We start from the raw sequence: 14,143 nt of genomic DNA, 5'->3' as shown, positions 1-14,143 counted from the left end.
AGCTAGGGCGTGACAGGCTTTCGAACCGGGACCAACGCGCCGTAATCATTGATGGCGCTGTATTCAACTTCCGCCCCGGCAGCGGGCATTGATTTCAGATCAGGCAACGCAAAGAGCTGCGTCTCCCCGGGTGCAATCATTCCAGGCTCACTGAAAACGGTCTGACTGCCGGTAATCAGTTTCAAATCACTTTGTGATACATGAAACGCAGTGGGGTTAAATGCTTGCAGGGCGTAAGTTCCGCTCGACTGCGCGATAACTTTAAACTGCACGGCATCCACAGCGGCTGCAGGCGTACCCGGCAACTTGGCGGGACGATAAAAAACTTTAATTCGCGAGCGAAACGCCATTTGCAAAACATTCTGGTCTTCGTGAGTTGTTACTTTGGCGGGAATCTCCAACACGTTGAGCCAGAACACTGACTCTTTGTCACCGGACAATGGCGCGCCGGTAAACATCAGGCGCAAGCTCTGCCCCTTGCCAGGATCGACCCGCGAAACAGGTGGCGAAATCACGAACGGCGCAGAAGAATTACTGGGTGTCGAGGCAGGGTCGCCTTGATCAACCCAGGATTGAACCAATACCGGGTTGCTGCCTTCGTTGTTGATCTTTACCGTGACTTCCTTTTTATCCGCCGGGTATACCACTCTCGTCCCGGTGATAACCACAGAAGACATCGCCTGGGAACACCCGAACAAGGCCACCATCAGGACTGCATAGCGACACCAGGCTTTTTGACCGTGCATACATTTTCTCCCGATCCTGCCAGCGCACCTGACTCGTTTCAGCGTGCGCCGACAGTTCAGCATTTACTGATAGTTGATCGAGTAGGTCACCGAGCCTACGACCGTGCCGGCGGTGGAAGCACCGCTGGCTACGTATTGAACGGCGTAAGGCAGTACAGCGGCGGCGCCGGTAACCGGCGTGCGCGCGGTGTTGGCGAGTTGGGTGCTATCGCCGGCGCGGATTACGCGACCTGCCGAGTCGAGCAACTGGAATTGCACGTTGGTGGCGGTACCGGTGGCGTTTTTAACGTTACGCGTCACCGAGTCAACGCCTGCGCCAGCTTCAAAGAATGCAGCGGCCGTGGCGATCGTGCCCTGGCAACGACTCAGTTCGATCGTGAAGTTGGTAGCGCCTGCAGTAGCACCGGCAGTCGCCAGCGAAGCAATGCTGAGTCGAGGCAAGGCAACGGTCGCTGCGTTGGCAGTGCCGTTAATGGTCGAGGTACAGGTTTGAGCAGTCAGTTCGCCCGTGAAGTTGATGGTGCCATCGTTAGCCTGTGCGACCGACATGGCGAGCGTGGAGGTAAGCGCTGCGAAAGCAAGTAAGGTGCGGTTCATAAGTTGCCTTTTAAGAATCTAAAACATCAGTTGGAAAAAGCCAGAAGGGCTAATTTTTTTATTACGCCTCGTTGCCAAACGTCTCTCTTGCCACGGTTCGCCAAACAGCGATCCAGCCGTTGCAAACGGTTAGCCCAGTGGTCGAACTAACAAGCCTCGCGCTATAAAAGCTGTGGCTGCCGAACGAGTAACGATTATGTAGGCCTGCAAGATGGGCGTATTTAGGAGTGGTCCGAAAATATAGGCACGAACAATAAAAGTGCCGGAAGAGAAACGTATAAAGTTAAAAGGTGAGTCACGGCTGACGGGCGTGAGCGTTACTCTTGCGCCTGACCATGCAGCGCAGCTTCGGCTGGAGGGTTATTGACGTGTTGAGCATGACTGGCTGCGGGCGCATGGTGCGCGAAGCGCAAAAGCTGATCGCGGTGAACCGCGTAAGGCTGTCAAGTGCAGGTGGGGTCAATCACGCTGTGAGGACTCAAGGACGTTATAAATTTCGGCAACCACCTGCCGTGTTGCGCCCTCAATGGTTCCTTCATTCCGGCATAACACCCAGCCGTGATCCGCAACCGCTCGCTCGAACGCCTGGGTACAGGCGACATGTTCTGCCAGCGTGTGGATCACGGTACTGCTCAGCCCACGCCGGCGTGCCGCGGCCCGTGCCCATGAAATATCAGGGTCAGTGACGACCCCGATATGCAGGTCCGGCACTTGCACGTTTCGATCAATGTTCAACTGCAGGATTTCTGCCAGCGGGACTTCCCGGCGAAACGCGGCATCAGACGGGTACCAGCGGTCGATCAGGACGATGCTGCCTGGTGGCTGTCTAGCCAGCACGTGCCGGGAAATCCACGCGCGGCTATCAGCGAAGCGTTCACAAACCTCCCACTCCAGATCCAGGCCGGGATGCCTGGCGAGTCTGTTAACGAGGGTCATTGTTTCACTTCTGAAGGGATCGCTTTTTCTCTCGCAAAGCCGGATCACCATTCTGTTGTCAGCCCTAAGCGCTTTTGTTACGGCCTCCAGCAATGTGGTTTTGCCAGTACCCTTGGGGCCATCCATGGAAACAAACAACGGACGGCCAGCCGCCTGGCTCAACACGGCTTGTCGGTCCGGCTGCGCATGGTTTCGGCGATCACCCTGGCCAGTGCAGATTGATCAAATGGCTTGGGTAAGCGCGTCAATGTGGTCTTGAGGTCCAGGGAGATTTCCGCAAAGCCTGAGGAAAGAATGATGGGAAGGTTGGGATACAACGACTCGATGTTGCCGGCAAGCTCGATCCCGGTCATGTCCGGCATTGCCATGTCTGTCACGACCAGGTCAAAGCACGCGCCTTGCGCCAGGAACGCCAACGCAGCATGCCCGTCTCCTGCCGACACAACATGATGGCCCAGGTCTTCAAGCATCGCCCCGGTGCTGATCAGCACCAGCGGGTCGTCATCTACCAGCAGAATCTCGAGGCATTGCTGATGGGCTGCATCGGGTGTATCTGCAGTTGATGCCAGCGCCGCAGACTGTGTGGTGTCGGTCACCGCCACCGGTAACCAGAGCTCTGCGGTTGTGCCCTCTCCTACCCGGCTCTTCAGCACAAAGTGGCCCTGTGACTGTGCCGCCAGGCCATGCACCATCGAAAGCCCAAGCCCGGTGCCTTTTCCCGCTCCCTTGGTGGTGAAGAACGGCTCCATGGCCCGTTGCAAGGTCGCGTCATTCATCCCGGGGCCGGTGTCGATGACAGAGATGCAAATCAGCCTTTGCGAGTCATTCGTCCCGCCGGGAAACGCATCCTCCCGCGCTGAAATCAGGATCCTGCCCCGACCTTCCATTGCGTCCCGGGCGTTGATCACCAGGTTCATGACGGCCATTTCCAGTTGGCTCATGTCGACCAATACCGGCCGCAGGATCAAGGGGAACTGTGTGTCGACGTTGATGCCTGCGCCCAACATGCGGGACAGCAGGTCTGACATGTTGCGGATCAGATCGCCCACATCCACAGGCTGAGGATCAAGCTCCTGGCGACGGGCAAAGGCCAGCATGCGCTGAGTCAGCGTTGCGCCCCGCTGGGCGCCCGCGATGGCATTATTCAGTAAGGCGCAGGTTCTCGAGTCCTGCGGGACACGCTTCTTGGCGAGTTCAAGACTCCCCAGAATCACCATCAGGAGGTTGTTGAAGTCATGGGCGATGCCGCCGGTGAGCTGGCCCAGGGACTCCATTTTCTGGGATTGGAATAACGCCTCTCGGGTTTCCTTGATCTCCTGTTGAGCCTGCACGCTTTCGGTAACGTCCCGGGTGATCTTCGCAAACCCCACCAGCTCACCCAGTTCATTCTTGATCGGGTCGATAACCACATGGGCGAGGAATCCCGTACCGTCCTTGCGCAGGCGCCAGCCCTGCCCTTCGTAACGACCTTCCCTGAGCACCGTTTCAAGGGCGCGCTGCGGGACGTTGTGGTCTACGTCCTCACGCTGGAAGAACATGGAGTAATGCCTGCCGATGACTTCTGCCGGCTGATAACCCTTGATGCGCTGGGCGCCGGCGTTCCAGGTGGTGATCACGCCGTTGGGGTCCAGCATATACAGCGCGTAGTCGGTGACGCCTTGCACCAGCAGGCTGAATTGCTGCTCGCTCTGGCGCAGCGCCTGCTCCGCGGCCTTACGCTCGGTCAGGTCCCGTGTGACCTTGGCGAAGCCAATCAACGTGCCGTCGTCGGCGCGTATCGGGTCGATGATCACCAGTGCCCAGAGACGAGTCCCATCCTTGCGGATGCGCCAACCTTCGCCCTCGAAGCGCCCTGACTGCTCGGCGCTCTTGAGTGCCCGGCCCGGCAAGTCCGAGGCCAGGTCTTCCGGGGTGTAGAACAGCGAAAAATGCCTGCCCAGCACTTCACTCTGTTCGTACTGCTTGATCTTTCTCGCCCCGGAGTTCCAACTGCGAATCAAGCCGTTCGTATCAAGCATATAGATGGCATAGTCGACCACTGCGTCGACGAGCAGTCGATACCGGTCGTCCTGATTGAAAGGCCCTTGTGCAGGATGGGATGGCATCAGGAAAGTCTCGGGACAAATGAGTGGCTTGAGCCCTCAGTATGTCTAAAAAAATCCCCGGCCCACCAATTTATTCATCTGGACAGTTTTTTTGAGTCAACCGCCGCCGTTGCGCGCAAACCGTGGAATCTTCAATCCCAGGCTTTCCCGCAAGGTCGTACCTTCATAAGCCGTGCGATACACGCCGCGCTCCTGCAACAACGGGATGACCTCGTGCGTGAAGCGCTTGAACTGCTCCGGATGGCCGATGTAGATATTGAAACCATCCACCGCGCGGGCTTCAAGCCAGTCAGCCATTTTCCGAGCGACGGTATCCGCCGATCCGACAAACGCCCCCGGGCGCAGTTGCCGTCCAAACTCCACCGCCTGGCGCAATGTAAAACCTTTCTCCCGTGCCTGATCGGCAATGCGTTTGGCCGCGGTAAAAAAGCTGCTGCGTGCCGCCTCCAGGCTCTCCTGCGGGAACGGCGCATCAAGGTCGTACTGGCTGAAATCATGCCAGCCGAAATTGCGTCCGAACTCCTTCAGCGCCAGCTCAAAACTGTGGTCGGCCTGATGGTAGTGCCGCTCGATTTCACGCGCCTGTTCATCGGTATCGCCTACATAAATCTCGGCGCCGGGCATCACCAGCAATTGCTCCGGGTCACGGCCATGTTGCAGCGCCCTGCCCTTGATATCCCGATAAAAAGCCTGGCCCTGCTCGATGCTGGCCGCATGGGTAAAGATCACATCGGCCGTGGCCGCGCCGAGGTCGCGGCCTTGTTCCGAATCGCCAGCCTGGAAGATCACCGGTTGGCCCTGGAGTGAGCGCTGGATATTCAGCGGCCCGACCACGGAAAAGTGCTCGCCCTTGTGATTCAGGCTGTGGAGTTTGGCGGGGTCGAGAAACCGGCCGGTGGCGCGGTCACGCACGAAGGCCTCTTCCTCATAGGAGTTCCACAGGCCCTGCACGACCTGGACGTGTTCGGCCGCCCGGCCATAGCGGGTGTCGTAGTCATAATGTTCGTCGCGGCTGTAGTTGCCGGCGGTACCGGCGTCGCCGCTGGTGACCACGTTCCAGCCGGCGCGGCCTTTGCTGATCAGGTCGAGTGAGGCCAGGCGCCGCGCGACGTTATAGGGCGAGTTGTAAGAGGTCGTCAGCGTACCGACCAGGCCCAGGTGCCGGGTGCTTACGGCAAGTGCCGATAACAGCGTCAGCGGCTCCAGCCGGTTCAGGTAGTGGGATGGCGAACCCGGTGTGATGAATTGGCTGTCGACGATGAACATCAAGTCGAACAATGCCGCCTCGGCCTGGCGTGCAATGTCGACGTACCAGTCGACGTTGACGCTGGCATCGGCCGGCAATTGCGGGTCGAGCCACAGATTGTGGCGGCCGGGCCCGCCGCAGCCCATGGTCAGGGCGCCTAGTTTGAGCTGTCTTTTGGTCATGTCCAACGTATTCCTGGAAGCGTTCAGGGCTGGGTTCTGGCGACGGCTGGCTGCAAGGACGCCGCGAAGGAGTCGTCGAACAGCTTGGCTGCCGGGTAAGACTTGACCAGTCCCTGGCTTGCGAAAAAGTCCACGGTCTTTTGTGCTTCTACAGGCGACTGGGCTGTCACCGGTTCGACCGTCGTGCGTGCCCGGGCAAACCAGGCGCGGGCAATGTCGGCATCTGCGCGGGTGCGCTTGGCCCAGGCATCTGCATACGCATCGGCGTTGGCCGGGCTTTGGCGCGTCCAGTCACGGGCTTTCTTCAGGCGTTGGAGAAAATCGCTGATTTGCGCACGCTTGTTATCGACGGCCCTGGTGCTGGCGGCGACGAAACTCTGGGCCGGGATCAGCCCGTCTGCGGTCGCCAATACCCGTGCGCCCTGGCGTTCCTGTTGGGTGACGTAGGGTTCCCAGGTGGCGATGACGTCGACCGAACCGCCTTCCAGTGCGTGGGAAGCATCCAGTGCACTGAGGTAGCGCAACTCCAGGGCCTCTTTCGGCACGCCCGCCTTATCCAGTGCGGTCAGCAGCAGTTGCTGGCTCCAGGAGCCTTTCCAGATGGCGGCGCGCTTGCCTTTGAGGTCCGCAAGGCTGTGGATCGAGGAATCCTTTTTCACCAGAATGGCCACGCCCTCGAGGTTTTGCCGGCTGATGGCAATCACCTTGATCGGTGCGCCGAGTGCACCGAGGAACAGCACGGGCGCATCGCCGAGCAGGCCGATGTCGAGGCTGTTGGTATTGAGGGCTTCCGCCACGGGAGACCCGGCGGTGAATTGCTTCCATTCAAGGGTATAGGGCAGATCATCCAGCACCCCCGCCGCTTCCATCACGGCCTGGGCGTTGTAGCTTTGGTCTCCGACCACCAGCGTTTGCGCGTTCGCGGTCAGGCACAGCAGCGTGGCGGCCAACCCGGCCGCCAGTTTTGTCAGGTAACGCACGTTCGTCTCCAGATGCCTTCTCAAGCATTGAAAGTCGATCCGCGCGTGCGGTCTCGGCAGTGTTCGTAGGGAGGGCTACGATGAGGGGCTGACGGCCGCATGTAAAATACTTATAACGCATAACCTAATTCGATATTAATGCGTTAAATGCATTTTTGTGGGTGGTCGGCGCGCACGGACATTGCGTACCCGCCTGCACCACCTACACTGATTTGAATTCGGCGACTCTCGCGCCATTTTTTCAGCCGTATGGCCCGATGCCCGCGCACTCATTGCTCAACAAATAAAGCAGTTAACCAACTGATTAATCAGAGTAAATATGAAAGAGCAGCCTCGGCAGCTTGCATCGGCACCGCAACCAGTGGCGCACAGCCGCGCCCTTTTTCGACCACCCCACCTTCTGGCTCCCTTGAGCCTGCTGTGCATCGCCCTCGCCGGATGCACCGTCGGGCCCGATTTCGCGCGCCCTGAGGTGCCGGCGAACGCCGATTATTCACGAGAAAAACTCACCTCCACCACCAAGGCCGATATCGACACCGGCGGTGCGGCGCAGCGGTTGATCGCCGGGATGGATATTCCCGGGCAATGGTGGACGCTGTTCCGCTCACCGGAACTGAACGCGCTGGTGGAGGAAGCCTTGCGCGCCAACCCGGATGTCACCGCCGCGCAGGCGGCATTGCGCCAGGCCAACGAGCTGGTCTATGCCGACCAGGCGTCGCTGTTTCCCTCGGTGAGCGCCAACGTGCAGAAGGCCCGCGAGAAAGTATCGGGCGTCACCTCGGGCCTGCCGGAGTCGCCGATTCTCACGGTGAGTTCGGCGTCGCTGAGCGTGTCCTACGCCCCGGATGTATTCGGCGGCACGCGCCGGCAAATTGAATCCACCTCGGCCCAGGCCGAGTACGAACGCTTCCAGTTGGAGGCGACCTACCTCACCTTGACCTCCAATGTGGTGAACACCGCAGTCAGCCTCGCCTCTATACGCGACCAGATCGCCGCCACCGAAACCATCATTCGGCTACAGAGTGATCAGCTCGACGTCCTGCAGGCGCAGCGCCGGCTGGGTGCGATCGGCGACTCCGACGTGCTCACACAGCAGACCGCGCTGGCGCAAACCCGTGCCACCTTGCCGCCCCTGCAAAAGCAGTTCGCCCAGACCCGCAACCAGTTGATGGCCTACCTCGGCCGGTTTCCCAACCAGGACCGGGACGAGCGCTTCAACCTCGCCTCCCTGCACCTGCCCGAAGAACTGCCGCTCAGCCTGCCTTCGGCCATCGTTGGCCAGCGGCCCGATGTGCGTTCCGCGCAGGCGCAACTGCATCAGGCCAGTGCCAATATCGGCGTGGCCGTCGCCAATCAGTTGCCCCAGTTCAGCATTACCGGGTCGGTGGGCTCCACGGTGGCCAGCGGGACCAAATTGTTTTCGGCGGGCAGTGGGGTCTGGAGCCTAGCCGGGTCGATCACCCAACCGATCTTTGATGCCGGCGCACTCGAACATCGCAAACGCGCTGCCGTGGCCGCCTATGACGAGTCGGCAGCCCGCTACCGTGGCACGGTGATCGGCGCGTTCCAGGACGTGGCCAACGCACTGCGGGCGCTGGAGGCGGATGCCGATGCGCTCAACCAGCAGGTGGTGGCCGAGCGCTCTGCCCAAGCCAACCTGGACCTGGTGCAGGCGCAGTTCAAGCTCGGTGCCGTGGCGTACATCAACCTGCTCACGGCCCAGCAAACCTACCAGAACACCGTGCTGGCCCGGGTCAGGGCGCAGGCCTCCCGCTACAGCGACACCACCGCGCTCTTCCAGGCATTGGGTGGCGGATGGTGGAACCGTACCGATGTGGACCCTGCCACCAAGGGCCGGCCTGATCGGTTCGGCCTGCCTTCGTGGAACGAGATCATGCCGGCCAGGAACGAGGCAGCGCCTGCCGATTCGGCACGGTTCAACTGAACTGAACTCTTGAAACAGCGAGAACATCCATGGCTGACGTCATAACCGCCTCTCCCCTGCCCACCGAGCCCGGCGCACCGCGCAAGCGCCGACTGTGGCGGCCGATGATCATCATGATCGTGGTGGTGCTGGTGATTGTGGCGATCATTGCCGGGGTGAAGTTCGTGCAGATTTCGGCGCTGATCGCCCAGTCGAAAATGCCCCTGCCCGCCTCCGTGGTCACGGCCATGAAGGTGCCGTTCAGTGATTGGCAACCGAATGTCAGCGCCGTGGGCTCAATGAAAGCGGTCAGGGGGGTGGATGTGACCACTGAAGTGGGCGGCATCGTGCGCACCATCGGCTTCACGCCCGGGCAAGAAGTGGCGGCCCAGGCGCTGCTCGTCCAACTGAATGCCGACTCGGACATCGCGCAACTGCATTCCCTTGAGGCCACGGCCGACCTGGCGGTGATCGTCCTCAAGCGTGACAAAGCGCAACTGGCGGTTAACGCCATCTCCCAGGCACAAGTGGACACTGACACCGCCGACCTCAAAGCCAAGCTCGCCGCCGCCGAACAACAGCGCGCGCTGGTGGCGAAAAAAACCATCCGCGCACCGTTTGCCGGGCGCATCGGCATCACCAGCGTCAACCCTGGCCAATACCTCAACCCCGGCGACAAGATCGCCACGCTGCAAACCTTCGATCCGATCTACATCGACTTCACGGTGCCCCAGACTCAAATGGAGGCCATCGCCATCGGCCAAGGGGTTTCGGTAACGGCCGACGGCCTGTCCAATCAAACCTTCACCGGCAAGATCAGCACCATCGACACCCAGTTCGACGCCACCACGCGCAATGTCACCGTGGAAGCCACCGTCGACAACCCCAAACAGAACCTGGTGCCCGGGATGTTTGCCCGCGCCGTGGTCAACTCCGGTGCGACGCAGCGCTACCTCACCGTCCCGCAGACATCGGTGACCTACAACCCTTACGGCACCACGGTATTCATTGCCACATCGAGCAAAAACGACAAGGGGGAGGAAGTCCTCACCGCGCAACAGACCTTTATCAAGACCGGACCGACCCGGGGCGATCAGGTGGCGATCCTGTCGGGCGTGAAGGAAGGCGACCTGCTGATCACCAGCGGCCAGATGAAGCTCAAGAATGGCTCGCCGGTGAAGGTCGATAACAGCGCCGCGCCGCTGAACGATCCTGCGCCGACTCCCCAAGAACACTAAAGGTGTCCCATGAAGCTTACCGATACCTTTATTCAGCGGCCGGTCTGGGCGATTGTCGTCTCGCTGTTCATCCTGATCCTGGGGCTGCGCTCGATCTTCGAATTGCCGGTGAACCAATGGCCACGCACCGAAAATACCGTGGTCACCATCACCACCGCCTACTACGGCGCGGACGCCTCCACCGTTGCCGGCTTTATCACCCAGCCGCTTGAATCGGCCATCGCCCAGGCCCAGGGCATTGACTACCTGTCTTCAACCAGCATCACCGGTGTCTCGACGATTACCGCCACGCTGCGGCTGAATTACGACGCGAGCAAGGCCCTCACCGAGATCAACACCCAGGTCAACTCGGTCAAGAACCAACTGCCGGCGCAGTCCCAGGAGCCGGTGCTGACGGTGGCGGTCGGGCAGACCACCGACGCCATGTACCTGGGTTTCTACAGCGACACCTTGCCCACCAACAACATCACCGATTACCTGGTGCGAGTGGTCAAGCCCAAGCTGGACTCGATCCAGGGCGTGCAAACCGCCGAAATCCTCGGCGGGCGCCAGTTCGCCCTGCGTGCCTGGATGGACCCGAACAAACTGGCGGCGCATAACGTGACCGCCCAGGACGTATCCACCGCCCTGGCCAACAACAACTACCTGTCTGCCGTCGGTTCCACCCGCGGGCAAACGGTGACGGTCGACCTGACGGCCGGGACCGACTTGCACACGGTGGATGAATTCAAGCGGCTGGTGGTCAAGCAGAAAGGCGATGCACTGGTGTACCTGGAGGACGTGGCCACCGTCACCCTCGGCGCCGAAAGCTACGACAGCAGCGTGGCGTTTTCCGGCAAGCGCTCGGTGTTCATCGGCATCAAGACGGCGCCGACTGCAAATATCCTGACGGTGGCCGACAGCGTGCGCGAGGCCTTCCCCGAGCTGCAATCCCAGTTGCCCACCGGGGTACGCGGCGAGATCGTGTATGACTCCACGGAGTTCATCAACACCTCGATCTATGAGGTGGTGAAGACCCTGGTCGAGGCGATGATCATTGTGTCGGTGGTGATCTACCTGTTCCTCGGCTCGTTCCGCGCGGTGATCGTGCCGCTGGTGGCGATCCCGCTGTCGCTGGTCGGGACCTTCTTCATCATGTACCTGCTGGGGTACTCGATAAACCTGCTGACCCTGCTTGCCCTGGTATTGGCGATCGGCCTGGTGGTGGACGACGCGATTATCGTGGTGGAAAACGTCGACCGGCATATCAAGGAAGAAGGCAAAGGCGTGCTGGAGGCTGCGCTGGTTGCCGCGCGGGAACTGGGTGGGCCGATCATCGCGATGACCGTGGTGCTGATCGCCGCCTACGTGCCCATCGGGCTGCGCAGCGGCCTTACCGGTGCGCTGTTCAAGGAGTTCTGTTTCTCGCTGGCGGGTGCCGTGACTGTGTCGGCCGTGGTGGCGTTGACGCTTTCGCCGATGATGACGTCCCGGCTGTTCAAGACCGGGCAGGAAGAAGGTCGTTTCGCCCGCAAGCTCGATCAGTACTTTGACTGGTTGCGGGGCCGTTACCACCGCGTACTCTCGGGCGGCCTGAGCGTATGGCCGGTGCTGGTGACGTTTGGTTTTGTGCTGTTCCTGCTGGTGGCCGCCAGCGGCATGACCGCCAAAAGCGAACTGTCGCCCACCGAGGACCAGGGGCTGGTGTTCATGCAGATCAAGGGCCCGCCCACCGCCTCGCCGCAGCAGATGGAGCGCATCGCCGACCAGGCCTTCCAGATCGCCAACAAAGAGCCGGAATACGCGCAGATGTTCCAGCTGACCGGGTTGCCTATCCTCAACCAGGGCCTGGGCGGTGTGCTGCTGAAAAACTGGGGCGACCGCTCGCGCTCCCAGGCCCAACTGATATTGGAACTCCAGCAGAAATGGAACCAGGTGCCGGGCGCCACCATTGCGGCCTTCCCGCTGCCGTCGCTGCCGGGCGCCCAGGGCTTGCCGGTGCAGTTCGTGATCACCACCACCGACTCGGTGGAAAACCTCAACGAAGTCGCCCAGGCCGTGGTGGCCGAGGCCCAGAAACAACAGCTGTTCTATTTCTCCGACATGGACCTGAAACTCGACAAGCCACAAGCCAAGCTGGTGGTGGACCGGGAAAAAATCGCCGCACTGGGCATGACCCAGGCCGACGTCGGTGCGGCGCTGTCCGCGGCACTGGGCGGCAACTACGTGAACTACTTCTCCACTGCCGGGCGCTCGTACAAAGTCATTCCCCAGGTGTTGCAGGTTGATCGCCTCAACCCGGACCAGATTCTCGATTATTACATTCGTACGCCATCCGGCAGCATGATCCAGGCGCGCACCGTGGCGCATATCGAAACCTCGACCCAGCCGGAATCCATCAACCACTTCCAGCAACTCAACTCGGCGACCCTGTCGGGCGTCAGCGGCGTGGCCCAGGGCGAACTGCTGGCGAAACTGAACACCATTCTGACCAATATTGCGCCGTCGGGTTACACCTCGGACTTCTCCGGCGAATCTCGCCAGTTCATGCAGGAATCCGGCGGGTTCTTCGGCTTGCTGATGTTTTCGATCCTGATCGTGTACCTGGCCCTGGCGTTTCAGTTCGAGAGTTTCCGCGACCCGGTGGTGATCCTGTTCTCGGTGCCCCCTGCACTCTTCGGAGCGTTGGCGTTTATCACCATGGGGTTTGCCTCGATCAACGTGTACACCCAGGTGGGGCTGGTGACGTTGCTGGGGTTGATCACCAAGCACGGGATCCTGATCGTGCAGTTTGCCAACGAGTTGCAGCGCGCCGGTCACAGCAAGCGTGAGGCCATAGAAGAAGCCGCCGGCGTGCGTTTGCGGCCGATCCTGATGACCACCGCCGCCATGGTGCTGGGCGTGGTGCCGCTGGTGTGGGCCTCCGGTGCCGGGGCTGCGGGACGGCATGACATGGGCCTGGTGATCTTCGCCGGGTTGTCGATCGGTACCGTGCTGACGCTGTTCATGGTGCCGGCGATGTATATGTTTATTGGCTCCACCCACCATCAGGAGGTTGAACGGCCGGTCCCTGGCCAGGATGAGGAGCCAGGCGTGGTTACTGATAGATAATGGTGTAAGTCGCCACGGCGTTGGCTGAACCTGCTGTCACCGTGGCGGCCGTTTGCAAATAACGTGCGCTCAACGGGATGTTCAACGCCGTGGTGCCAGCGGCAAGCGGAAGGCTCAGCAACTGATTCTGGGACAGCGCCCAAGGCGCGCCTGAAGCATCAAGCACCTGTAGACCGACACCCGTCGCCGGGTCTGCACCCGCCGACAGGCTCAACACACCATGGGTGGCATCAATCGGTGTGTCGACCGGGTCCAACCGCAGGCTGAGGGTATTGGGCACGAGGGTGCCCGCACTGATGACCGCCGATTGCGAGCTTGTCGGGATCGAACTGGCGTTGCCGTAATAGCCTGGAAACCCTGGGCAACCCGCCAGGCTGATCATGAAGTTCACCGGGGTGCTGGCCGAACCTATCCCGCTGAACGACGCAATCTTGTTGGTGCCCATGGGTACGTTAACGTCCGAGGTCATGCAGGTCAGGGCGACGATGTTGATGCTGCCGGTCAGCCCCACTTTGTTGGCGACAGAGGTAGGGCTATTGGGAACAGAGAAATCCTGTTCCAGCGTACCCAGCGAACTGCCGCTGATGGTGCCCGTACCCACTGGTCCGGTCTTTATCAGCACTATCCCGGTTGCTGGCGCAATCTTGAGGCCCGATATGAAACAGTCGGCGCTTCCCGACAATGCGCAGCCATTTGGAATCGCTGCCCTGACGGCAGCAGTTTGCACGGATGTTCCGTTAACCCAGGCGACACCAATGCCGGCTACGCCTGTTTGATAGACGAAGCTGGCGTAAGGGCCCGCGCTGTAGCCGGTATTGGCCAACGTGCTCTTCAGCGTCAAAAGAGTGTTCAAGGTTGCCGCCCCGCCAGTACTGAGGCACTTGAAGTCGGCGCCTGCACCGCTCTGATTGAAGTTCTGCTGATAGAGCACTGTGCCTACTGGCGCATCCCTCGGCACACTGAGGGAGCTGATCTGCAATGCGGTCGTGCCTACAAACCCCTTGTTACCATTGATGTAGACACAATTGATCGCTTGGGCCGACTGCGCAAGGCCACACAACAGCAGAGCGGCGATCAGGGAATAAAGCACCTTCATGGA

General features: G+C 60.5%; 10 protein-coding genes. 3 read left to right on the top strand and 7 right to left on the bottom strand.

What is annotated here, in order from left to right; translation table 11 throughout:
- Window positions 1-2 precede the first annotated feature (2 nt).
- From ACW9I6_RS01080 to ACW9I6_RS01055, 6 genes are all read right to left on the bottom strand, one after another.
- Window positions 3-746: a fimbrial biogenesis chaperone gene (locus ACW9I6_RS01080; protein WP_003217707.1), complete on the bottom strand. Its 744-nt coding sequence runs from the start codon at window positions 744-746 to the stop codon at window positions 3-5.
- Window positions 747-809: 63 nt separating this feature from the next.
- The gene (locus tag ACW9I6_RS01075; protein WP_003217709.1) at window positions 810-1,343 is read right to left on the bottom strand and encodes a fimbrial protein; all 534 of its coding nucleotides are present in this window, start codon (window positions 1,341-1,343) and stop codon (window positions 810-812) included.
- A gap of 459 nt (window positions 1,344-1,802) precedes the next feature.
- Entirely contained in the window at window positions 1,803-2,405 is a 603-nt protein-coding gene (locus ACW9I6_RS01070; RefSeq protein WP_043224595.1) for a dTMP kinase, read from the bottom strand.
- Window positions 2,406-2,437: 32 nt separating this feature from the next.
- Window positions 2,438-4,384, bottom strand: coding sequence for a PAS domain S-box protein (locus tag ACW9I6_RS01065; RefSeq protein WP_457338722.1), 1,947 nt, complete (start codon window positions 4,382-4,384; stop codon window positions 2,438-2,440).
- A 96-nt stretch (window positions 4,385-4,480) separates the two neighbouring features.
- Window positions 4,481-5,812: an LLM class flavin-dependent oxidoreductase gene (locus ACW9I6_RS01060; RefSeq protein ID WP_457338721.1), complete on the bottom strand. Its 1,332-nt coding sequence runs from the start codon at window positions 5,810-5,812 to the stop codon at window positions 4,481-4,483.
- A gap of 23 nt (window positions 5,813-5,835) precedes the next feature.
- Window positions 5,836-6,792, bottom strand: a complete 957-nt coding sequence (locus ACW9I6_RS01055; RefSeq protein ID WP_177029045.1) for an ABC transporter substrate-binding protein — start codon at window positions 6,790-6,792, stop codon at window positions 5,836-5,838.
- A 409-nt stretch (window positions 6,793-7,201) separates the two neighbouring features.
- Here ACW9I6_RS01055 and ACW9I6_RS01050 point away from each other — a divergent pair, with 409 nt between their 5' ends.
- From ACW9I6_RS01050 to ACW9I6_RS01040, 3 genes are all read left to right on the top strand, one after another.
- Window positions 7,202-8,737 carry an efflux transporter outer membrane subunit gene (locus tag ACW9I6_RS01050; RefSeq protein WP_256346961.1) on the top strand — a complete coding sequence of 512 codons (1,536 nt, stop codon included), beginning with the start codon at window positions 7,202-7,204 and terminating at the stop codon, window positions 8,735-8,737.
- 104 nt (window positions 8,738-8,841) lie between these two features.
- Window positions 8,842-9,954, top strand: a complete 1,113-nt coding sequence (locus ACW9I6_RS01045; RefSeq protein WP_008433355.1) for an efflux RND transporter periplasmic adaptor subunit — start codon at window positions 8,842-8,844, stop codon at window positions 9,952-9,954.
- A 9-nt stretch (window positions 9,955-9,963) separates the two neighbouring features.
- Window positions 9,964-13,044: an efflux RND transporter permease subunit gene (locus tag ACW9I6_RS01040; protein WP_457338720.1), complete on the top strand. Its 3,081-nt coding sequence runs from the start codon at window positions 9,964-9,966 to the stop codon at window positions 13,042-13,044.
- Here ACW9I6_RS01040 and ACW9I6_RS01035 read toward each other — a convergent pair.
- Entirely contained in the window at window positions 13,031-14,140 is a 1,110-nt protein-coding gene (locus tag ACW9I6_RS01035; protein WP_457338719.1) for a fimbrial protein, read from the bottom strand. The genes ACW9I6_RS01040 and ACW9I6_RS01035 overlap by 14 nt on opposite strands.
- Window positions 14,141-14,143 lie beyond the last annotated feature (3 nt).

The sequence above is a fragment of the Pseudomonas sp. SDO5522_S412 genome (genome assembly GCF_054071215.1).
The sequence above is the reverse complement of the archived record's forward strand: the minus strand, read 5'-3'. Positions and strand labels throughout refer to the sequence as shown.